At 68.9% G+C, this 19,888-nt stretch carries 20 protein-coding genes; 9 read left to right on the top strand and 11 right to left on the bottom strand.

The window, feature by feature from the left end; translation table 11 throughout:
- Nucleotides 1-13 precede the first annotated feature (13 nt).
- The 3 genes from KIH31_RS01610 to KIH31_RS01600 are packed head-to-tail and all read left to right on the top strand — an operon-like array spanning nucleotide 14 to nucleotide 3,050.
- Nucleotides 14-1,720, top strand: coding sequence for a cytochrome c biogenesis protein ResB (locus tag KIH31_RS01610; protein WP_214425644.1), 1,707 nt, complete (start codon nucleotides 14-16; stop codon nucleotides 1,718-1,720).
- Complete coding sequence (gene ccsB, locus KIH31_RS01605; protein ID WP_214425307.1) at nucleotides 1,720-2,784, top strand: c-type cytochrome biogenesis protein CcsB; 1,065 nt, start codon at nucleotides 1,720-1,722, stop codon at nucleotides 2,782-2,784. Before KIH31_RS01610 ends, ccsB begins: the two co-directional genes overlap by 1 nt.
- A 17-nt stretch (nucleotides 2,785-2,801) precedes the next feature.
- Nucleotides 2,802-3,050, top strand: a complete 249-nt coding sequence (locus KIH31_RS01600) for a hypothetical protein (RefSeq protein ID WP_214425306.1) — start codon at nucleotides 2,802-2,804, stop codon at nucleotides 3,048-3,050.
- An 11-nt stretch (nucleotides 3,051-3,061) separates the two neighbouring features.
- Here the strand turns inward: KIH31_RS01600 and KIH31_RS01595 are convergent, their stop codons facing one another.
- From KIH31_RS01595 to KIH31_RS01585, 3 genes are all read right to left on the bottom strand, one after another.
- Nucleotides 3,062-4,315: an ABC transporter permease gene (locus KIH31_RS01595; protein WP_214425305.1), complete on the bottom strand. Its 1,254-nt coding sequence runs from the start codon at nucleotides 4,313-4,315 to the stop codon at nucleotides 3,062-3,064.
- A gap of 5 nt (nucleotides 4,316-4,320) precedes the next feature.
- The gene (locus KIH31_RS01590) at nucleotides 4,321-5,256 is read right to left on the bottom strand and encodes an ABC transporter ATP-binding protein (RefSeq protein WP_250545337.1); all 936 of its coding nucleotides are present in this window, start codon (nucleotides 5,254-5,256) and stop codon (nucleotides 4,321-4,323) included.
- 70 nt (nucleotides 5,257-5,326) lie between these two features.
- Complete coding sequence (locus KIH31_RS01585) at nucleotides 5,327-5,698, bottom strand: PLD nuclease N-terminal domain-containing protein (protein WP_214425304.1); 372 nt, start codon at nucleotides 5,696-5,698, stop codon at nucleotides 5,327-5,329.
- A gap of 66 nt (nucleotides 5,699-5,764) precedes the next feature.
- Here KIH31_RS01585 and KIH31_RS01580 point away from each other — a divergent pair, with 66 nt between their 5' ends.
- Nucleotides 5,765-6,082 carry a DUF4229 domain-containing protein gene (locus KIH31_RS01580; RefSeq protein ID WP_214425303.1) on the top strand — a complete coding sequence of 106 codons (318 nt, stop codon included), beginning with the start codon at nucleotides 5,765-5,767 and terminating at the stop codon, nucleotides 6,080-6,082.
- Here the strand turns inward: KIH31_RS01580 and KIH31_RS01575 are convergent.
- The 4 genes from KIH31_RS01575 to KIH31_RS01560 all read right to left on the bottom strand — a co-directional run bounded on the left by KIH31_RS01575 (nucleotide 6,079) and on the right by KIH31_RS01560 (nucleotide 9,422).
- Entirely contained in the window at nucleotides 6,079-6,960 is an 882-nt protein-coding gene (locus KIH31_RS01575; protein ID WP_214425302.1) for a 1,4-dihydroxy-2-naphthoate polyprenyltransferase, read from the bottom strand. The genes KIH31_RS01580 and KIH31_RS01575 overlap by 4 nt on opposite strands.
- 20 nt (nucleotides 6,961-6,980) lie before the next feature.
- Nucleotides 6,981-8,096 carry an o-succinylbenzoate--CoA ligase gene (gene menE / locus KIH31_RS01570; protein WP_214425301.1) on the bottom strand — a complete coding sequence of 372 codons (1,116 nt, stop codon included), beginning with the start codon at nucleotides 8,094-8,096 and terminating at the stop codon, nucleotides 6,981-6,983.
- A gap of 33 nt (nucleotides 8,097-8,129) precedes the next feature.
- Entirely contained in the window at nucleotides 8,130-9,074 is a 945-nt protein-coding gene (locus KIH31_RS01565) for a 1,4-dihydroxy-2-naphthoyl-CoA synthase (protein WP_214425300.1), read from the bottom strand.
- A gap of 135 nt (nucleotides 9,075-9,209) precedes the next feature.
- A complete protein-coding gene (locus KIH31_RS01560; RefSeq protein WP_214425299.1) occupies nucleotides 9,210-9,422 on the bottom strand; it encodes a VOC family protein in 213 nt (70 codons plus the stop codon).
- 190 nt (nucleotides 9,423-9,612) lie between these two features.
- Between KIH31_RS01560 and KIH31_RS01555 the strand changes: the two genes are divergently transcribed.
- From KIH31_RS01555 to KIH31_RS01545, 3 genes are read left to right on the top strand one after another with little or no spacing between them, the layout of a single operon-like run.
- A complete protein-coding gene (locus KIH31_RS01555; RefSeq protein ID WP_214425298.1) occupies nucleotides 9,613-10,797 on the top strand; it encodes an acetyl-CoA C-acyltransferase in 1,185 nt (394 codons plus the stop codon).
- Complete coding sequence (locus KIH31_RS01550; protein WP_214425297.1) at nucleotides 10,797-11,600, top strand: enoyl-CoA hydratase/isomerase family protein; 804 nt, start codon at nucleotides 10,797-10,799, stop codon at nucleotides 11,598-11,600. Before KIH31_RS01555 ends, KIH31_RS01550 begins: the two co-directional genes overlap by 1 nt.
- On the top strand, nucleotides 11,597-12,451 hold the full coding sequence (locus KIH31_RS01545) for a 3-hydroxyacyl-CoA dehydrogenase family protein (protein ID WP_214425296.1): 855 nt from the start codon (nucleotides 11,597-11,599) through the stop codon (nucleotides 12,449-12,451). The genes KIH31_RS01550 and KIH31_RS01545 overlap by 4 nt, the downstream gene beginning before the upstream one ends.
- Before the next feature lie 67 nt (nucleotides 12,452-12,518).
- On the opposite strand, the gene KIH31_RS01540 is transcribed toward KIH31_RS01545, so the two are convergent.
- On the bottom strand, nucleotides 12,519-13,607 hold the full coding sequence (locus KIH31_RS01540; protein WP_214425295.1) for a glutamate--cysteine ligase: 1,089 nt from the start codon (nucleotides 13,605-13,607) through the stop codon (nucleotides 12,519-12,521).
- A 61-nt stretch (nucleotides 13,608-13,668) separates the two neighbouring features.
- Nucleotides 13,669-14,028, bottom strand: a complete 360-nt coding sequence (locus KIH31_RS01535; RefSeq protein ID WP_250545409.1) for a hotdog fold thioesterase — start codon at nucleotides 14,026-14,028, stop codon at nucleotides 13,669-13,671.
- Between the two features lie 178 nt (nucleotides 14,029-14,206).
- Between KIH31_RS01535 and paaZ the strand changes: the two genes are divergently transcribed.
- Nucleotides 14,207-16,309 carry a phenylacetic acid degradation bifunctional protein PaaZ gene (gene paaZ, locus KIH31_RS01530; RefSeq protein ID WP_214425293.1) on the top strand — a complete coding sequence of 701 codons (2,103 nt, stop codon included), beginning with the start codon at nucleotides 14,207-14,209 and terminating at the stop codon, nucleotides 16,307-16,309.
- A 104-nt stretch (nucleotides 16,310-16,413) separates the two neighbouring features.
- Here the strand turns inward: paaZ and KIH31_RS01525 are convergent, their stop codons facing one another.
- Complete coding sequence (locus KIH31_RS01525) at nucleotides 16,414-18,108, bottom strand: phospholipase C (protein WP_214425292.1); 1,695 nt, start codon at nucleotides 18,106-18,108, stop codon at nucleotides 16,414-16,416.
- A 305-nt stretch (nucleotides 18,109-18,413) separates the two neighbouring features.
- Between KIH31_RS01525 and KIH31_RS01520 the strand changes: the two genes are divergently transcribed.
- The gene (locus tag KIH31_RS01520) at nucleotides 18,414-19,184 is read left to right on the top strand and encodes an alpha/beta fold hydrolase (RefSeq protein WP_214425291.1); all 771 of its coding nucleotides are present in this window, start codon (nucleotides 18,414-18,416) and stop codon (nucleotides 19,182-19,184) included.
- Nucleotides 19,185-19,270: 86 nt separating this feature from the next.
- Here the strand turns inward: KIH31_RS01520 and KIH31_RS01515 are convergent, their stop codons facing one another.
- Nucleotides 19,271-19,879 (bottom strand): TetR/AcrR family transcriptional regulator, encoded by a 609-nt coding sequence (locus KIH31_RS01515; RefSeq protein WP_214425290.1) that lies wholly within the window; start codon nucleotides 19,877-19,879, stop codon nucleotides 19,271-19,273.
- Between the last annotated feature and the right edge of the window lie 9 nt (nucleotides 19,880-19,888).

Below are 19,888 nucleotides of genomic sequence, written 5' to 3'. Positions count from 1 at the left end.
AACGGACGGTGACATGACGAAGGTCAAGGACGAAGAACCCGGAACCACGGGGCCGGCAGCCAAAGAGGCGGTGCTGCCCAGCCTCGGCTTCGCGGGCATGCTGCGGTGGGCCTGGCGGCAGCTGACGAGCATGCGGACGGCCCTGTTCCTGCTGCTGTTCCTGGCCGTGGCAGCCGTCCCCGGTTCGCTGTTCCCGCAGCGGCCGGTGAATCCGTCGGTGGTCACCCAGTACCTCAAGGACAACCCCGTCACCGGCCCGTGGCTGGACAAGCTGCAGATGTTCGACGTGTACTCGTCCGTCTGGTTCTCCGCGATCTACATCCTGCTGTTCATCTCCCTGATCGGCTGCGTGGTGCCGCGGGCCATCGCGCACGCCAAGGCGATGCGCTCCCAGCCGCCGCGCACCCCCACCAGGCTCTCGCGGCTGCCCGAATACGGCACGCTCGTGGTGCCTGCGGACCGCGGGGTTTCAGCCGGTGACGCGATGCGTGACGCGGCGCGGATCCTCAAGCGGCGCGGCTACCGGGTGGAGCTGCGCGACGCCGACGGCGACCGGCCTTCGGTCGGCGCTGAGCGCGGGTTCGTGAAGGAACTCGGGAACCTGGTGTTCCACACCTCCCTGATCGGGGTGCTCGTATCGGTGGCCATCGGCGGCCTGTTCGGCTACAGCGGCCAGCGCACGCTGGTGGAGGGGGAGACCTTCGTCAACACGCTCGTGGACTACGACAGCTTCAGCCCGGGCACGAACTTCAACCCGGACCAGCTCCAGCCGTATTCGGTGCGCCTGGACAAGTTCACCGTCACGTTCGACCGCGAGTCCCCTGGCCACTACGGCCAGCCGCTGGACTTCAACGCAGCACTGACCACCAAGGCATCCCCGACGTCAGCTGAGCAAAAGCAGGTGCTGAAGGTCAACGACCCCGTGTCACTGGGCGGGACGAACATCTACCTGGTCGGCAACGGCTACGCGCCGGTGGTCACCGTGCGCGACGGGCAGGGCAAGATTGCGATGCAGGGACCCGTCGTGTCGGTTCCGACCGACGGCGCCTACACGTCGCTGCTCACCATCAAGGTCCCCGACGCGAGGCCCTCGCAGCTGGGCTTCGTCGGCTTCTTCCTGCCGACAGCCATCATGGACAGCAAGGGCGTCGCCTTCGGCTCGGACCCGGACCCGCTGAACCCGCAGCTGAACCTGAACTCGTTCTACGGCGACCTTGGCCTGGACAAGGGCCAGGCCAAGAACGTCTTCACCCTCGACACCAAGGGCCTGACCCAGCTCAACGGCCGCGACCTGCCCGCCAAGGGCATCGTGCTCTCGCCGGGCAAGAGCTACACGCTGCCGCAGGGCAAGGGCTCCATCAGCTTCGACGGCATCAAGCGCTACGTCGCGCTGGACGTGCACTACAACCCCGGCCAGGCCGGCGCTCTGGTGTTCGCCTTGATCGCCGTCGCCGGGCTGGTGGCCTCCCTGTTCATTGCCCGGCGGCGCGCCTGGGTGCGGGCCGGGGTGCACCCGGACGGCCGGACCATGGTCGAGTACGGACTGCTGGCCCGCGGCGAGGACCACCGGCTCGCCGCCGAAGGAGCAGCCATCCGGGCCCTGCTCGAGAAGGAATGGCTGTCCGGCAAGGACACGGAAACTACAATGAACCCTGCGGCACACCGTGACGGACAGCAAGTCCCCGCGGGCTCCGACGAAGGATCAGTGAAGGATCAGTAATGGGAATCAACGAAACCCTGGGTCAGTACAGTGAGCTCTTCATGCTGCTGGCCGGCGTCGCCTATACCGTGGCGTTCATCTCGTTCACCATCGATTTGGCCCGGAGCAGCAAGACGACCAAAGCCGTCGAGGCCCGGTCCGCTGCCGCAGCCCGGGTGCCGGTGCTCGCCGGTGCCGGTGCTTCCGCCGGGATGGGCGGCTCCAGCGGGCCTGAGGGGCTCGCCGAGCGGCCGGCCGCCGCGAAGAGCAGCGGCGGAGGCGGCCTGACCGCGGATGATTCCATGCGCTACGGCGGCGAACGCCGCGTAGTGGCCCGGGTCGCCGTCGCGCTGACCGTGCTGGCCGCCGTGATCCATGGCGTGGGCGTCGTCACCCGCGGGATCGCCGCGGCCCGTGTGCCGTGGGGCAACATGTACGAGTTCTGCACCACCGGCGGCCTCATTGTGACAGTGGTCTTCCTGCTGGTGCTCACCCGCCGGGACCTGCGTTTCCTAGGCACCTTTGTGGTGGGCCTGTCCCTGATCATGCTGATCGCCGCCGAGACGGCCTTCCAGACCCCGGTGGGGCACCTCGTGCCCGCGCTGCAGAGCTACTGGCTCGTCATCCACGTCTCCGTTGCGGTCTTCTCCGCCGGGCTCTTCACCCTGACCTTCGCCATGTCCGTGCTGCAGCTGCTGCAGTCGCGCCGCACCACCGCGCTCGCAGCCGGCAAGCCGGACAGGATGCCGTTCATGCGCCAGGTGCCTTCCGCCCTGAGCCTGGAGAACCTGGCCTACCGCATCAACACCATCGGCTTCGTCACCTGGACCTTCACCCTGATGTTCGGCGCGCTGTGGGCCGAAAAGGCCTGGGGCCGGTTCTGGGGCTGGGACACCAAGGAAGTCTGGACGTTTGTCATCTGGGTGGTCTACGCCGGCTACCTGCACGCCCGCGCCACCCGAGGCTGGACGGGCACCCGCGCCGCCTGGCTCTCGATCGTCGGTTACCTGTGCGTGGTCTTCAACTTCACGATTGTCAACGTCTTCTTCTCCGGCCTGCACTCCTACGCGGGGCTGCCGAGCTAGGGGCTCACCGGGCGGGCATGACCGACTACTTCACCAGCATTGGAGCGCAGACGGGTCTCTACTCCACCGGTTCCCAGTGGTCCCGGATAGCCGGCACGGTGCCCTCGTCCAGCAACCTGTACGCCGTCGACAGCTGGCTCGCGGGCGCCACGAACCTCACCTCGGCCAAGCGGCTCTGCTCCGCCGGCACGCTCACTGCCGGCGGAAGGGTCAGCATCGCGCAGTACCGCTCCAGCTTTGACTATGACTATTCCTGCATCGGATAGACGGTCAGTGCCTACTCCTGCGGGCGCACCGGTCGTGGCTGGCCCGGAGCTGGCCGGCGGAAGGCATCCCGGAGGGAAAGCTTGCGGGAGTATTCAATGGAGCCGTACCGGAACAAATGGACGGCCAGGCGCAGCAGCAGGAACCCGACGAGGTAAAGCTCCACGATCACGGCGATGGACTCTGCCGGGCTGAGGGTGCCGAAGCCGTTGCGGAGCAGCGCCGTAACCGGGGCGGAGAGCGGGAAGTACGTGAAGATCTGCACGATGGGCGCGTGCGGGTCGGAGACGATCAGGCTCACCGTGTAGAACGGGACAAAGATCAATGCCATCAGCGGGCCGAAGACCGTGCCGGCCTCCTTGGCCGTGGGCATGACGGCGCCGATCGCCACCAGCGTTCCGGTGAAGACGGTGAAGCCGCCCAGCAGCAGCAGCGCGCCGGTGAGCATGGGAAAAGGCTGGAACTCGAGCTGGGCCAGGTCCAGATCAGGCAGAGACAGCTTGTCCCGGAAGAACAGGTAGCCCGCGGCGACCGGGCTGAGGAACACAGCCATCTGCACGATGCCGACGAGGAAGAGGGCGATCACCTTCCCGATGATCAGGGTGGTGGGGTTCAGGGTGGTCAGGATCATCTCCGTCACCCTGTTCTCTTTCTCTTCCAAGGTGCTGTTGAGCATCTGGTTGGAGAGAAGAATGAGGCTGACGTAGAAGATGACCAGGAAGATCAGCGGCGGCACGACGGCGTTGATGCCGCCGGAGAGCTGACCGTTCTTGAAAGTCTCCGCGTGGACCTGCACGTCGCCGCCCGCCGCGGCGGTGAGGACTGGAGAACCGATCTTCTGCTGCGCGGCCAGGATCAGCAGCTGCTTCGCGACGGCATCGTACTTGCCGTTCTCGAAGATGCCCTTGTCCACTCCGAACACTTCGACCGGAGCCGTGGACGGGTCGGCGGGATAGGAGAAGTAGGCGTCGGCGCGGCCCGCCTTGACGTCGGCGACGGCGGCGGCGGGATCATGTGCGACCTGGCCGCCAAGCCGTGCGGCCAGACCAGGCGGTATCAGGCCGGAGGCATCCGTGTAGCTGAAGGTGAAGCGGGCGTTCTTCTGCGCGTCCGACGTGCTGTGGGTCGAGGTGTTGCTGGTGTAGACCAGGAGGAACACCACGGCCAGCACCATGGGGATGGCCAGCGTCGCGATCCAGAAGCGCCGCTTCTTGGCGGTCCGGGTGAACTCGAAACCGACCACGGTGCCCAGATTGTGTCGTGCCATGCGGATCAGGCTCCCTTCGGGGCGTGCTCTTCGCCGTAGACCTTGATGAAGATCTCGTCCAAGGAGGTGCGGACTGTCATGAAGCTGCTGACGGAGATGCCGGCGTCAACGAGGGACCGCAGCACAGTGGCCTCATCGGCACCCTCCCGCGGCGACAAGTCCGCCAGGCCCCCGGCGTCCGAGACGACGTCGTATAAGGCGGAGGCCGGAATCCTGCCCCCGTGGCGCACGCGGTAAACCGTCCCGCCGAACTGGTCCTGGACGTCGGCGACGGTGCCGTAGGCCCGCGAGACGCCGTCTTTGAGCAGGATCACCCGGTCGCAGAGACGCTCCACTTCCTCCATCTGGTGGGTCACCATGATGACTGTCGATCCGGCACGTTGCTGGTCTTCAATGATGTCCATCAGCAGGCGGCGGTTGACGGGGTCGAAACCCTTGGTCGGTTCGTCCAGGATCAGCAGCTCGGGGTTGTTCATGATCGTCACGCCGAGCTGGACTTTCTGCTGCTGGCCGCTGGAGAGCTTGTCCAGCCGCAAGGTGGCCTTGTCTGCCAGGTCGACGCGCTCCAGGAAGGCAAGCGACCAGGATCTCGCCGCCGCCTTGCCCAGCCCTTTCAGCCGGCCGAAGTAGACCATGACGTCCAGCACGGCCTCCTTCTTGTAGAGGCCCCGTTCTTCCGGCAGGTAGCCCAGCCGTGCGCCGTCCTTGGGCTCGAAGGTCTTCCCGCCGATGTGCAAGGTGCCGGCCGTCGGCTGGTAGATGCCCAGCAGCGCGCGCAGGGTCGTTGTCTTCCCGGATCCGTTGCTGCCGAGGAATCCGAAGGTCTCACCCGCAGTGACGTCGAAGGACAGGTCCCGGATCACGGTCTTGTCGCCGAAGTCCATCCGGAAACCGTGAATGTGCACGAGCGGTTCGGCTGCCGCGGCATCCCCCAGTGTCATGACCCCCACTCTAGCGGCGGCGCGAATGCTCTCCTGCTTGTCACCGCGCCGGTGGAAACCCTTGTCCCGTTCAGGAACTTGGCTTGTCCGAATCGGGGTTTTCGCGGCGCAGTTTGCGTTCGCGGGCTTCGATTTCGCCGCGGATCCGGCGCAGCCGCTCGGTCTCGGCCTGCTGCCGGCGCCGGGTCTCCAAATTGCGCAGGAACATTGGGTCGTCGTCGGGTGCCGTCGGGTGCCCGGGGTAGGAAGCCGGTGCCTGCAAGCCGCGCGGCCTGCCGAAGATCAGCCACATCACGGCGCCCAGCACGGGAAGGACCACCATCACCACGATCCAGGCCGTCTTGGAGATCGCCCGCACATCGCGATGGTCGGTGCGGATGCAGTCCACCAGCCCGTAGACGAAAAGTGCGATCAAGGCGATCGCGGCCAGCACTCGAGGCATGTCACCAGTCTACCGCTGGTCGCCTCCGGCGAACCCCGGGTAGTGATGCGCGGGTAGACTGGAGCCGTGGGTTTTCTGAAGTACTTCCTGATCCGTTTCGTGCTGTTCCTGGCACTGTTCGTCCTCTTCTACGCGGTGGGACTCGGCGTCGTCTACGGCAGCATCGCGGCGGCCGTCGTCGCCTTCTGCATCAGCTTCCTGTTCCTGCAGAAGCAGCGTGACGCCGCCACCTCGGAGCTGAGGACCCGTTTCGCGGGCAAGGGGCACACGGTGCGCGGGGAAACCGAGGCGCAGGACGCCGACGTCGAGGACGCACTGGTGGACGCACACCCGGACATCGCCGTCGACGCGGACCGCCGCGCACCCAAGGCCAAGGGCCTCTAGAACAGCTTCGGCAGCACCAGCGCCGCGGCCAGCAGGACGCTGTAGCCGAGGTTGATCAGCCCGGTCTGCTTCAGGACCGGGATCAGGCTCTTGCGCTTCTTGCCCTTGAGCATGAGCCAGCTTGGCATCAGGCAGGCAGGGATCAGCAGCAGGACCACCAGGGTCCACGGGTGCGTGGGTACCAGGGCCAGCACCAGCAGGATCGCCACCGCCAGCATCAGCACGTAGCTCAGCCGGGCCCGCCTGTCCCCAAGCCGCACCGCCAGCGTGCGCTTGCCCGCTTCGATGTCGGTCGGAATGTCCCGCACATTGTTGGCCATCAGCAGGGCGGTCGCGATCAGGCCGGTGCCGACGGCGCCGACGACGGCGGGCAGGCTGATTTGGCCGGCCTGGGTGAAGGTGGTGCCGAGGGTGGCCACCAGGCCGAAGAAGACGAAGACGAACACGTCACCCAGGCCGAGGTAGCCGTACGGGTTGCTGCCCCCGGTGTACCCCCAGGCGGCCAGCACGCAGCCGGCGCCGACCAGCAGCAGCCACCAAGCCTGTGAGACCAGCACCAGGCCGAGGCCCGCGAGCATGGCCAGCCCGAAGGACAGGAAGGCGGCGTACTTGACCTGCCGAGGCGTCGCCGCACCGGAGCCGACCAGCCGCAGCGGCCCGACCCGCACGTCGTCGGTCCCGCGGATGCCGTCCGAGTAGTCGTTGGCGTAGTTGACTCCCACCTGCAGCAGCAGCGCGACCAGGGCCGCGAGCACGGCATTAAGCGGTCTGAAGCCGTCCAGGTCGTACGCAGCGGCGGAGCCGATGATCACGGGCGCAATTGCCATCGGGAGGGTGCGCAGGCGCGCGCCCTCGATCCACTGTGCGGGTGTAGCCACCGGCGTCCTTTCGGGTTGGGTCAGTGTCCGGCGTCGCCGGCGCTGCGCAGGGTCTCTGTCATGGCCATCCGGTCCGGCTTGCCGTTGGGCAGCAGCGGGAGCCCGGCGGCGCAGTGGATGATCTTCGGGGCAAGCCGGTGGCCGAGTGCCTCGACGGCGGCATCGCGCACGTGCGCCGGATCGGACCCGGCGACGAACGCGGCAACGGTCTGGCCCCATTCCTCGCTCGGCAGGCCGGTGACGAAAGCGCCCTGCACGCCGTCGATGGCTTCGAGGGCTTTCTGGACCTGCGCGGCGGACACCTTCAGGCCCCCGGTGATGATGACGTCGTCGGCCCGGCCGAGCACCGTCAGGCGCCCCTCGGCGTCGAGGGCGCCCAGGTCCTCGGTGCGGTACCAGCGGACGCCGTCCTCCTCGAAGAAGCGCTCCGCCGTCAGGTCCGGCCGGCCCAGGTAGCCGGCGGCGACGGTGTCCCCGCCCAGCAGGATCCGCTCGCCGTCGAGCCTGACCTGCATGCCCTCCAGCGGGACGCCGTCGTACACGCAGCCGCCGCAGGTCTCGCTCATGCCGTAGGTCGTGACGACCTGCAGACCCTCGGTGCGGGCCTGTTCCAGCAGGGACCCGGGGGCGGGGCCGCCGCCGAGCAGGATCGCGTTGAACCGGCGCAGCGCGTCCAGCGTGCCGGGGGAGGGGTTCTCCAGCAGGCGGCGCAGCTGGGTGGGGACCAGCGAGGTGAAACGGGTGCGGTCCGTCAGTTCCTGCGCCGCGGCGGTGAAGGCTTCCGGGGTGAACCCGGCGGAGAGGTCCATGGCCCAGGGCCGGGTGCCGGCATAGAGCGAGCGGACCAGGACCTGGACCCCTGCGACGTAGTGCACCGGCAGGGCGAGCAGCCACTGCCCCTCGCCGCGCAGGGCCATGGCAGTGGCCATCGAGGAGGCAGCCAGTGCGCCCGCGGAGAGGGCGGTCCGCTTCGGTGTCCCGGTCGAGCCGGAGGTGTTCACGATGACGGCAACGTCCTCGAATTCGTCCTCCGGACCGGGTCGGTCTTCCGGGGCCGGGCCGGCAAGCAGTTCGACGGCGGGCCCCTCGCCGGCGAGGGCTGCGGCGAGGGCGGTGAGGATAGGGTCCAGTTCCATGCTGTCCTAGAAGTTGCGGAGCCGGTCAGGCGCCTAGAAGTAGTAGGGGAACCGGGACCAGTCCGGGTCGCGCTTTTCGAGGAAGGCCTCTTTGCCCTCGACTGCCTCATCCGTCATGTAGGCCAGCCGCGTCGCTTCCCCGGCGAACACCTGCTGGCCGGCCAGGCCGTCGTCGGCGAGGTTGAAAGCGAACTTGAGCATTCGGATGGCCTGCGGGGACTGGCGGGCAATGTCCGCGGCGTACTCGAGCGCGGTCTCTTCCAGCCGTTCGTGGTCCACTGCCTCGTTCACGGCGCCCATCCGGACCATGTCGTCGGCGGAATATTCGCGGGCGAGGAAGAAGATTTCGCGCGCGTTCTTCTGTCCGATCTGCCGGGCCAGCAGCGCCGAGCCGTAGCCGGCGTCGAAGGAGCCGACAGTCGCGTCAGTCTGCTTGAACTTGCCGTGCTGACGGGAAGCGATGGTCAGGTCCGCCACCACATGCAGGCTGTGGCCGCCGCCCGCTGCCCAGCCGTTGACGACGGCGATGACGACCTTGGGCATCGTGCGCATGAGCCGCTGGACCTCAAGGATGTGCAGGCGGCCGGCGCGGGCCGGGTCGATGGTCTCCTTCGTCTCGCCCTCTGCGTACCGGTAGCCGTCGCGGCCACGGATGCGCTGGTCCCCGCCCGAGCAGAACGAGTGGCCGCCGTCCTTGGGGGACGGGCCGTTGCCCGTCAGCAGCACGGTGGCGACGTCCGGCGTCATCCTGGCATGGTCAAGGGCCCGGTAGAGCTCGTCCACGGTGCCGGGGCGGAAGGCGTTGCGCACCTCGGGACGGTTGAAGGCGATCCGGACCGTGGGAAGGTCCTTCGGGGCGGAGCCGGAGCGGTCAACCTGGCGGTGGTAGGTGATGTCCTCGAAGTCGAAGCCCTGCACGGTGCGCCACCGGACCGGGTCGAAGAGGTCTGAAACCTTGCCGGGAAGATCTGTGCTCACCTACCGAGTCTAAGGCCAGCGCGAACACCGGCCGGAACCGGGGCGCTGGCACAGGAGGGACCCGGAGCCGGGCTGCTATTCGCACCGGGAGGAGAAACCGCCCGCACCGGGCCCTTCGCGCGCAGGACGCCCGTTTCACCTCCCCGGGCGGAGAACCAGGCCCCCGCGGGGAACCAGGTCCCGGCGGGGGTCAGGAGATGCAGAATTCGTTACCTTCCCGCGGGCGATCATCGCGTCAATGAAGGCCTGATCGCTGGGTTCCACCACCCAGCCGAGGGTTTCGGCCCACCAGTCCGCCTGGGCATGGGAGTCCTTGGTGTCGACCGCTACCTGGATGACGTACGCCATGCCCGGGAGCCTAAAGTGCGCAGGGCGCGATGCCAAGAGAGGTGCGCGCAGGTTCCGACCCGGAACCGGCGCGCCGGAGCCCGCGATAGCGTCCGGTTGACCGTGCGGGAACGCGCATGGAATATTTATAGAACGAACGGTCGGTAATAAGCAGCGGGTTCACCCTGCCGCAATGACGCGAGGAGATCCGATGGCGGAAGCGTATCTGGTGGGCGGGGCGAGGACACCGGTGGGCCGGTACGGGGGCGTGCTCTCGGGCGTGCGGCCCGACGACCTGGCCGCACTGGTGGTCAAGGAGGCGGTCCAGCGGGCAGGCATCGACCCGGCGTCGATCGACGAGGTCATCCTCGGCAGCGCCAACCAGGCCGGCGAGGACAACCGCAATGTCGCCCGGATGGCCACCCTGCTCGCCGGCCTGCCGGACGAGGTTCCCGGCATCACGGTGAACCGGCTGTGCGCATCCGGCCTCTCCGCCATCATCATGGCCTCGCAGATGATCAAAGCAGGGGCCGCTGACGTCGTCGTCGCCGGCGGGGTCGAGTCCATGAGCCGCGCTCCCTGGGTCCTCGCCAAGCCGGAGAAGGCTTTCGCCCGGCCCGGCGAACTGGTGGACACCTCGATCGGCTGGCGTTTCACCAACCCGTTGTTCAAGCAGCGTGACAAGGCCACCTATTCGATGCCGGAAACCGCTGAGGAAGTGGCGGCCGTGGATGGCATCACCCGCGAGGATGCCGACGCATTCGCGCTGCGCTCCCACCAGCGCGCACTCGCCGCCATCGCGTCCGGGCGGTTCGACGCCGAGATCGTCGGGGTTGAAACCCGCAGGGGCACGGTCACCGTGGACGAGGGACCGCGCCCCGAAACCAGCCTGCAGGTTCTGGCCGGACTGCGGCCGGTGGTCAAGTCCGGCGGTGTCGTCACCGCCGGCAACGCTTCCTCGCTCAACGACGGCGCCTCCGCCATCGTGGTCGCGTCCGAGAGCGCCGTCGAACGCATGGGGCTGGCTCCGCGTGCCCGCATCCTGGATGGCGCGTCGGCGGGCGTGCCCCCGGAGATCATGGGCATTGGACCGGTGCCGGCGACCCGCAAGGTGCTCGAGCGGACAGGGCTCTCCCTCGACAGCATCGGTGCCGTCGAGCTCAACGAAGCGTTCGCCACCCAGTCCCTGGCCTGCATCCGCCGGCTGGGCCTCGACCCGGAAATCGTCAATGCCGACGGCGGTGCTATCGCGCTCGGGCATCCGCTCGGCTCCTCCGGAGCACGCATCGCCATCACGCTGCTCGGCCGGATGGAACGCGAGGACGCCCGGCGCGGCCTCGCCACGATGTGCGTCGGCGTCGGGCAGGGCACCGCCATGCTGCTGGAGCGTGTCTGATGGACTACCGCACCCTCAAGGTCGAAGAACGCCCCGACCGCTGGACCGTCCTGCTGGACCGGCCGGACGTCCGCAACGCCATCGACCAGACGATGGTCGAGGAGCTGCACTCCGTCTGCGCCGAACTTGAGCGCAGTCCGCGCATCCTCATCCTCGCCGGCACCGGGGGCATCTTTGCCTCCGGTGCGGACATTGCCCAGCTGCGCGAGCGGCGGCGCGACGATGCGCTCGCCGGCATCAACTCCGGCATCTTCGTCCGGATCGCGAAGCTGCCGCTGCCGGTGATCGCCGCGATGGACGGATACGCCCTCGGCGGCGGCGCGGAGCTGGCTTTCGCCGCCGACTTCCGGATCGGCACGCCCGGGCTGAAGATCGGCAACCCCGAAGCGGGCCTCGGTATCCTCGCCGCCGCAGGCGCGAGCTGGCGGCTGAAGGAACTGGTGGGGGAGCCGCTGGCCAAGGAGATCCTGCTCGCCGGCCGGATCCTCGACGCCGAGGAGGCCCTCGCGGCACGCCTGGTCACCGAACTGCACCCTGCCGGTGAGCTGCTGGCGGCCGCGCATGCCCTCGCGGACCGCATCGGGCGGCAGGACCCGCTCGCGCTGCGGATCACCAAATCCGTGTTCCATGCTCCCGCCGCCGCGCATCCGGTCATCGACGAGCTGGCGCAGGGAATCCTCTTTGAAAGCCAGGCCAAATTCGACCGGATGCAGGCCTTCCTGGACAGGAAGGCCTCCCGGGCGAAGGACGCCCCGGCGCCGGCAGGCCCGAGCGACGCTCCGGCCGGAAAGGAAGAACGATGAGCGTACCCTCCAGGGTCGGAGTGCTTGGCGGCGGCCGGATGGGAGCCGGGATCGCGCACGCGTTCCTCATCGCGGGAGCCGACGTGGTCGTCGTCGAGCGGGACGAGCCTGCCGCCGACGCAGCGCGTACGCGCGTACTCGACGCCGTCGCCAAGAGCGTGCAGCGCGGCACCGCGGACGGCACGGCCGAGGAGTATGCCGCGAAGCTGCGCACCTCCACCGACTACGGTGACTTCACCGGCTGCGGCCTCGTGGTGGAAGCGGTCCCGGAGGACTTCGGGCTGAAGTCCGCCGCGCTCGCCGAGGTGGAGGGCCGGCTCGGCCCGGATGCGTGGCTGGCGACCAACACCTCGTCCCTGTCCGTCGCCAAGCTCGCCGGGCAGCTACGCCGGCCGGAGCGGTTCTGCGGCCTGCACTTCTTCAACCCGGTGCCGGCGTCCCTGCTGGTGGAGGTGGTCCTCGGGCCGGCCACGGGCCCCGAGCTGGCTGCCGCGACCAAGGAGTGGGTGCAGACGCTGGGCAAGACAGCCGTGGTGGTCAATGACGCGCCGGGCTTCGCCTCCTCCCGGCTGGGGGTCGCCATCGCTCTGGAGGCGATGAGGATGCTCGAGGAGGGGGTCGCCTCCGCCGAGGACATCGACGCAGCGATGGTGCTGGGCTACCGGCACCCGGTCGGACCACTGCGGACCACCGACATTGTCGGCCTCGACGTGCGCCTGGGCATCGCCAAGTACCTTCAGTCCATGCTGGGGGAGAGGTTCGCCCCGCCGGCGATCCTGCGCGAGAAGGTGGCGCGCGGGGAGCTGGGCCGCAAGAGCGGCAAAGGCTTCTTCGACTGGTCCGAGGCGTAGGCAGGACCCGAGACCTGGCCCGCGCGCCTTACCCCGCAGTGCGCGGTCCTAGGCCGCGGCGCGCGGCTTAGGTGGCTGCAACGGCGTCGGCGACGACGGCGGCGAGCGAACCCGACCGGCGGAAAACGGTCCGCTGCCGCCGGGCGCCGTTGCCGCGTGCCAGCGCCCGGCTGAGCAGCTCCCCGACCAGGTCCTCGTCGCCCCGCCGCTCCAGGGCGGGGAACACATGCCGGTGCAGCGCCGCCACGGCTTCGGGCGCCGGGCACAGCCGGCCGTCGCCCGGGTGCATCAGCAGGCCGTCAAGGCCCCAGCGGCTGGCACGCCAGGAGCTCAGCCGCAGCAGCGGCACCGGTATGTCCGGCGGCGTGCGCCCGCGCCGCGCGTCCTCGGCGGCGGTCTCCACCAGTGAGCGGGTCAGACCGGCGAGGAGGACGGCGTCGTCGGCGTCCAGGCACACGTCCGCGACCCTGATCTCCACGGTGGGGAAGCGTTCGGAGAGGCGCGCGTCGAAGTAGATCATGCCCCGGTCCAGCGGCACCCCCGAAGTGATCAACTCATCGACCAGGGTCCGGTAGGCGCGGGCCGACCCGAACGGCGCTGTCGGGCCCGACGTCGGCCACCGGCTCCAGGCCTGAATCCGGAAGCTCGCATAGCCGCTGTCCGAGCCTTTCCAGAACGGGGAATTCGTGCTCAGGGCGGCCAGCACGGGCAGCCAGGGGCCCAGCCGGTCCAGCACGGCTACGCCCTCCTCGTCCGATTCGACCGCCACGTGCACATGGCAGCCGCAGGTGAGCTGCTCGCGCGTGGTCAACCCGAACTGGTCGGTCATGGCGTCGTTGCGGCTGCCCGCGGACGTGTGCGGCGTGACCGGCAGCGGCGAACTTGCGAGCGCCGCCACCTCTGCCCCGAATTCCGCGGCAAGGCTCCCGGCCAGGGCACGGCCGCCGGCGATGTCACGGCCGAGCTCTTCCAGCGACGCGTGCGGCTGGCTGGCGCACTCGATCTGTTCCTGCTGCAGCTCCGCGCTGAGCGGCGGGATCCGCTGCTGGTGGCCGGATCGTTCGTGGCGCGCGAGCATCTGAGCCGCCAACGGCAGCGGGTTGCCCGTGCCGGGCTGCACAATAAGGAGTTCCTCCTCCACACCGACGGTGCGCATGCAGCAATTCTGGCGGACGAATCCGCTCCCGGACAGGGGCGGCGGAGGAATCCGCCGGGGCCTACTCGCCGGGCTTGGGCCGGTCCAGGATGAGGTTGGTGATCCGCAGCGTGCAGAGCCTGCGCTGCTGCTCGTCGTAGAGGACCACCTCATGGCTGGTGGTGGTGCGGCCCAGGTGCAGGGCCGTGGCGATGCCTGTGACAGTGCCGCTGCGCGCCGAGCGGTGGTGCGTGGCGGAAACATCGACGCCGACGGCGGACCGGCCCGGTCCGGCATGGATCACCGCCGCCCAGGAGCCAATCGCCTCCCCGAACGCCAGCGAGGCGCCACCGTGCAGCAGCCCGAAAGACTGCCGGTTCCCCTCCACGGGCATGGTCGCCACGACGCGCTCGGCGGACTGCTCAAGGATCTTCACGCCCATCTTCTCGTCGAGCTCGCCGAGCACGATCGTCCAGGGTTCGGCAGGGCTTTGCTCGCTCAAGGGGGGCCTCCTCGCAGCTGCTGTGCATCGCAGCACCTTCATGTACGCTAGCTATATTACCGAACGCCCGGTCAGTTTATCTCCGGGCGCCGCTGTTTCCCGGAAGGAACCGTCAACGATGACCGCTGCCGCGACTGAAACCGCCGTCGTCCCGAGCTACGTGCTCGATGCCTGGTGGACCCCCGCCGCCGTAAGTTCCGGTGCCGAGGTGCGCGATGCGAGCACCGGTGAAATTCTCGGCCTGGTCAGCACGGACGGCCTTGACCTCGCCGCCGTCGTCGCCCACGGCCGCACGGTCGGCCAGCGCGAGCTGGGGCAGCTCACCATCCATGAGCGGGCGCTCAAGCTCAAGGAGCTCGCCACCTACCTCAACGGCCGCCGCGAGGAGCTCTACGACGTCTCCGCCCGCACCGGCGCCACCAAAATCGACTCGATGATCGACATCGACGGCGGCATCGGGGTGCTCTTCACGTTCTCCTCGAAGGGCCGGCGCGAACTGCCCAACGCCAATGTCATCGTCGAGGGCCCGGTGGAGACCCTCTCGAAGGACGGCTCCTTCCTCGGCGAGCACATCTACACCCGGATCCCCGGCGTCGCCGTGCAAATCAACGCGTTCAACTTCCCCGTCTGGGGCATGCTGGAGAAGTTTGCGCCGGCATTTTTGGCCGGGGTGCCCAGCATCGTCAAGCCGGCGACCCCGACCGGGTACCTCACCGAGGCAGCCGTGCGCGTGATCGTCGAGTCCGGCATCCTGCCGGCCGGTTCGCTGCAGCTCATCTCCGGGTCCGCGCGGACGGTGCTCGACGTGCTTGACTACCGGGACCTGGTCTCCTTCACCGGCTCGGCCTCCACTGCCAACGCGCTCAAGGGCCACCCGAACGTCGTCCAGGGCGGGGTCCGCTTCACCTCCGAGACGGACTCGCTCAACGCGGCCATCCTGGGCCCTGACGCCGTCCCCGGCACGCCGGAATTCGACGCGTTCATCAAGTCCCTGGTAACCGAGATGACCGTCAAGGCCGGGCAGAAGTGCACCAGCATCCGCCGCACCATCGTGCCCCGGGAGCTGGTCGAAGAGGTGGTGGCAGCCACCGCGGCCCGGGTGGACCAGCGCGTGGTGCTCGGGGACCCGCGGGCGGAGGGCGTGACCATGGGCGCGCTGGCCTCGCTCGAGCAGCTCGCCGACGTGCGCGCCTCGGTCCAGCGGCTGATCGACGCCGGCGGCGAGATCGCCTACGGCACGCTCGATGACCCGGCCGTCACCCGCGCGGAGGGCACCGGCACCGATGCCCGGGGAGCGTTCATGGGTCCGGTCGTCATGACCTGGGAGGACCCGGAAACCCCCGAGATCCACTCGGTGGAATGCTTCGGCCCGGTCACCTCGGTGATCGGCTACACGGACCTCGACGACGCCGTGCGGCTGGCCGCCCTCGGGTCCGGCTCGCTGGTGGCCACGGTCGCAACCAACGACCCGGACACTGCCCGCGCCCTCGTGACGGGCATCGCCGCACACCACGGCCGCGTGCTGGTGCTCAACCGGGACGACGCCCGCACCTCGACCGGGCACGGCTCCCCGGTCCCGCACCTGGTGCACGGCGGACCCGGGCGCGCGGGCGGCGGCGAGGAGCTTGGCGGCATCCGCTCGGTCAAGCACCACATGCAGCGCACCGCCCTGCAGGGCTCCCCGGACATGCTTACGGCCGTCACCGGGGTCTGGCACACCGGCGCGGCCCAGCGGCTGGCGGGGGACCCTGCCTTCGGGGGATCGGCCGACGTCGAGCACCCCTTCCGGAAATCCCTCACGACGCTGCGGATCGGCGACGGCGTGGCCTCCGGCCTGCGCGAGGTGCGCCTGGAGGACATCAGCGCCTTCGCGCAGAGCACCGGGGATACGTTCTACGCGCACACCAACCAGGAGGCGGCGGAGGCGAACCCGTTCTTCCCCGGCATCGTGGCGCACGGCTACCTGCTGCTCTCCTGGGCCGCAGGGCTCTTCGTCGAGCCCGCACCGGGGCCGGTGCTGGCCAATTACGGGCTGGAGAACCTGCGCTTCATCACGCCGGTGGCCGCCGGGGACTCCATCCGCGTCACCCTGACCTGCAAGCAGATCACCCCGCGCGTGACGGACGAATACGGCGAGGTGCGCTGGGACGCCGTCCTGCACAACCAGAGGGACGAGATCGTCGCGGCCTATGACGTGCTCACCCTCGTCGAAAAGCACTAAGCACTAAGACCCGAGCAGCAAGGCTTAAGCGCGAACGGCCGGTTACGGCGACTTTCCCTCGCGGGAAGCCGCCGTAACCGGCCGTTCGCTGCAGCGCGGTGTGCCTACTGGCCGCTGCGCTCGTCCCCGCGGGCGTGGTTGCCGTGCAGGATCGAGGCGACGGCGCCGGTCTGCTCATTGAGCAGCACCTTGTCCTGGCGCTCATGGTGGAAGTTGAACATGGCGCTCAGCGAACCAGCGGTCGCATCCGCGGAGGCGTCGCCGATCTGGCCGGTGGACCAGTTGTCCTCAATGAAGCGCAGGATCGATGCCTGGTCGGTCTGAGTGTGGTCCACGAAGTTCTTCTTCGCGAAGGGGGAGACGATCACCAGCGGCTGGCGCGGGCCGGGGCCGCAGCGGTCGGCGTAGCCGCCGGCCATCGGAACCCCGCTGGCCGCGGCGTTCTGGCACCAGGCGGCGTCGTCGGCCGTGTTGGAGGAGTTCTTCACCTTCGCGGCGACGTGGTCGTACCAGCCGTCAGAGTCGTCATAGGCGAGGACGACGGCGGTGCTGTCCCAGTTCTTGGACTTCTGGATCTGGTTGATCGTCTTGGTGATGAAGTTCTGCTCATCGATCGGGTCCGAGTAGGCGGCGTGGCCGTCCTGGAACATCCCGGCCTTGAGGAAGGACACGGCGGGCAGATTGTCCGTGTTGACGACCTTGTCGAACTCGCTCAGGTCGTACTGGTGGTTGGCCTGGCCGCTGTGGCCGATCTCCGCGTCGCTGGCCGGGGCCAGGTGGTGCGGGTTCGCGGTGGAGGCGTAGTACTGGAACGGCTCGTGGTGCGGCGAGTAGTCAGTGACGGTCGCACCGGCGGCGTTGGTGTGGCTGGACTTGCAGGCAGCCGGCGCGGAGGCCGTGGCCGCCGTCGTCGGAGCGAAGCCGCCCTGGAACCAGCCCCAGGACACGCCCTTCTTGTTGAGCAGGTCGCCGACGTTGGTGCCGGTCATGCCGGCGAGGTTGTTCGACTTGGCGTGGCTGGAGTTGGAGCAGTCATCGTAGACCGGGTCCGGGTCGCCGATGACGGTGCCGACGCCGCTGGCGTCGGGCTGGCGCACGGTGTAGCTGCCGGCCGACGGGGTGGTGGCGGGCTGGCCCGCGGCGGTGAATTCCTTCACGCCGTGGGTCTGGCCGGAGACCAGGTTCAGCGCGCCCGGGGTGGAGGGGCCGAAGGTGGTGCTGAAGTGGTTATCGCTCATCGCGTAGTTCTGCGCGTAGTTCCACAGCCCGGTGACGGTGTTGCCGTCGTAGTAGTCCATGGTCAGGCCCTTGCGGCCGTACTGGTTGGTGCCGCAGGCGTCCGTGCTGGTGTTCTCGACGAACTTGTCCATCGCGCCGCCGTTGTAGGCCTTCTGCTCGGCCGTGTACTCGTGGTTCTGGTCGCAGGTGACTGCCTGCGACGGGGAGAGCCGCTCCGGCTGGGCCGAGTTCGGGTTGTTGGGGGCGAGCAGGCCGGCGTTGGCCAGCGTGTTGATGTTCTTCGGAGTGTCGTCCGAGGCTTTGAAGGTCGCGGCTTTCGCGCCCGAGCCCTGCTGGGTTTCGCCAGGGGTGTTGGCGGCCTTGGGGTAGGTGGCGAAGTAGTGGTCGAAGGAGACGTTTTCGCCGTAGATCACCACAACGTGCTTGATCGGGGTGGCCGTGGAGCCGGCGCTGTCCTGTGCGCTGGCGGCAGGCATGCCGAGGAATCCGGCACCGAATGCCGACGTGGCCAGCGCTGCGGCGCCCGTGACGGCCGCGACGCGTTTGTTGATGTACTTCATGGGTGTCCAATCATTCCGTGGGCGCGGCCGTGGCCGGCGCCCAGCTGCCTCGGAGCGAGGAAAGTGGTTGTTGCCAAAAGCAATCTACTTGGCGGTAAGGCCCGAAAATCCGGTATTTCCGGTTTGTTCCGCAAGAGTTCACCCGGGGCGCGAACGGCCGGCAACGGCGGGATGTTCCGAAGAGAGGCCGCCGTTGCTGGCCGCTCGCCGGGAGGAATGCCTCTTCAGAAGCGGGCCCGGATCCACTAGGGTTTCACCCCGTACCGGCCGGAGCCGCCCGGGCCGCCGGATGAAGGGGGATTGCCATGTCCATGACCACCCGCTCTGCTGACGGAACAACTATCGCCTACCAGAGCAGCGGCTCAGGGCCGGCCGTCATCCTGGTCGGCGGAGCGTTGAACAGCAGGCATTCCGCGGGACCGCTCGCCACCGAACTGGCCCCGCACTTCACCGTCTACGCCTACGACCGCCGCGGCCGCGGGCAGAGCACCGACTCCCAGCCCTACGCCGTCGCCCGCGAAGTCGAGGACCTGCAGGCCGTGATCGACGCAGCCGGGGACAACGTGTGCGTCTACGGCCACTCGTCCGGGGCGATCCTGGCCCTCGAGGCCGCCGCGGCAGACCAGCGGGTCAGCCGGCTCGCGGTGTACGAACCGCCGTACCTGACCCAGTCCGAGGACAACGAGGCGCAGGCCGGGCTGCCGGCGCGGCTGGATAAGGCGTTGGCGGCGGGGGACCGGGGAGCCGCCGTCGAAATGTTCATCCGGTTCACCGGAGCGGACTTCGACGAGGCCATGACGAAGACGCCGTGGTGGCCGGCCCTGCTGGAACTGGCCCATACGCTCCCGTACGACGTCGCCATCACCGGGGACGGCTCGGTTCCGGCAGAGCGGCTCGCCGCCGTCACCGCGCCCACGCTGGCACTGTACGGCGGGGCGAGCCCGGCGTGGGCCGCGGCGTCGGCGGAGGCTGTCGTGGCCGCCGTTCCGGGAGCCAGGGCGCAAAAGATCGATGGCCAGGACCACGCCGTCGCCGCGGACGTCCTCGCGCCCGTGCTCATCGGCTTCTTCCGCTGACTGCGCGAACGGCCGCTAACGGCGACCTTTCGTCGGAAAAAGTCGCCGTTAGCGGCCGTTCGCGCAGGGGAACGCGGGTCTTCGGGTCAGCTGTGCAGGCCCTCGAAGGCGACGGCGACGACGTCGTCCGCGAGCTTGGAGGGGGAGAGCGTCCCGCCGGGCCGGTACCATTCCACGATCGAGTTGATCATCCCGAAGATCAGGCGGGTGGTGGTGCGCGGGTCGATGTCCTTGCGGACCGAGCCCTCGTCGCGCGCCGCCGCCACCAGCGCCGCCACGCGGTGGTCGAAGGCGCGCCGGCGCTCGAGTGCTTCCCGCTCGACGTCGGTGTTCCCGCGCAGCCGCAGCAGCAGCGTCACGAAGGGCAGCCGGTCCACCAGCACGGCGACCGTGTGCCGGAGTACGAACTCGAGCCGCGCGTCCGCCGGCCCCTCGTTGGCGCCCGGGGCCGTCAGGATGGCCTCGAGGCCGCCCAGCGCATGTTCCAGCGCGAGCCGCAGCAGGTCCCCCTTGGACGGGACGTGGTGGTAGATCGCGGACTTGGAGATGCCCAGGTTGTCGGCCAGGATGCCCATCGACGTGGCGTCGTAGCCGTGCCGGTTGAAGACGTCGACGGCGATCTTCAGGACCGACTGCTGGTCGTAGCCGGGGCGGCCGCGGCGCGCGGCGGTGGTGGTTCCGTTGGAGCTGGGCATACCGGCTAG

The sequence above is a fragment of the Paenarthrobacter sp. DKR-5 genome (assembly GCF_018531425.1).
Classification (GTDB): domain Bacteria; phylum Actinomycetota; class Actinomycetes; order Actinomycetales; family Micrococcaceae; genus DKR-5.
Note: the sequence above shows the minus strand (reverse complement) of the source record. Positions and strands in the feature narration are given on the sequence as shown.

Bases quoted from the DNA above. Each gene is read 5' to 3' on its own strand.
- paaZ (WP_214425293.1), top strand. From the start codon at position 14,207: ATGACCGCTGCCGCGACTGAAACCGCCGTCGTCCCGAGCTACGTGCTC.
- KIH31_RS01515 (WP_214425290.1), bottom strand. From the start codon at position 19,879: ATGCCCAGCTCCAACGGAACCACCACCGCCGCGCGCCGCGGCCGCCCC.
- KIH31_RS01590 (WP_250545337.1), bottom strand. From the start codon at position 5,256: ATGACACTGGGGGATGCCGCGGCAGCCGAACCGCTCGTGCACATTCAC.
- menE (WP_214425301.1), bottom strand. From the start codon at position 8,096: ATGGAACTGGACCCTATCCTCACCGCCCTCGCCGCAGCCCTCGCCGGC.
- KIH31_RS01520 (WP_214425291.1), top strand. From the start codon at position 18,414: ATGTCCATGACCACCCGCTCTGCTGACGGAACAACTATCGCCTACCAG.
- KIH31_RS01610 (WP_214425644.1), top strand. From the start codon at position 14: ATGACGAAGGTCAAGGACGAAGAACCCGGAACCACGGGGCCGGCAGCC.
- KIH31_RS01545 (WP_214425296.1), top strand. From the start codon at position 11,597: ATGAGCGTACCCTCCAGGGTCGGAGTGCTTGGCGGCGGCCGGATGGGA.
- KIH31_RS01600 (WP_214425306.1), top strand. From the start codon at position 2,802: ATGACCGACTACTTCACCAGCATTGGAGCGCAGACGGGTCTCTACTCC.
- KIH31_RS01555 (WP_214425298.1), top strand. From the start codon at position 9,613: ATGGCGGAAGCGTATCTGGTGGGCGGGGCGAGGACACCGGTGGGCCGG.
- KIH31_RS01560 (WP_214425299.1), bottom strand. From the start codon at position 9,422: ATGGCGTACGTCATCCAGGTAGCGGTCGACACCAAGGACTCCCATGCC.
- KIH31_RS01550 (WP_214425297.1), top strand. From the start codon at position 10,797: ATGGACTACCGCACCCTCAAGGTCGAAGAACGCCCCGACCGCTGGACC.
- KIH31_RS01525 (WP_214425292.1), bottom strand. From the start codon at position 18,108: ATGAAGTACATCAACAAACGCGTCGCGGCCGTCACGGGCGCCGCAGCG.
- KIH31_RS01595 (WP_214425305.1), bottom strand. From the start codon at position 4,315: ATGGCACGACACAATCTGGGCACCGTGGTCGGTTTCGAGTTCACCCGG.
- KIH31_RS01540 (WP_214425295.1), bottom strand. From the start codon at position 13,607: ATGCGCACCGTCGGTGTGGAGGAGGAACTCCTTATTGTGCAGCCCGGC.
- KIH31_RS01585 (WP_214425304.1), bottom strand. From the start codon at position 5,698: ATGCCTCGAGTGCTGGCCGCGATCGCCTTGATCGCACTTTTCGTCTAC.
- KIH31_RS01535 (WP_250545409.1), bottom strand. From the start codon at position 14,028: ATGGGCGTGAAGATCCTTGAGCAGTCCGCCGAGCGCGTCGTGGCGACC.
- ccsB (WP_214425307.1), top strand. From the start codon at position 1,720: ATGGGAATCAACGAAACCCTGGGTCAGTACAGTGAGCTCTTCATGCTG.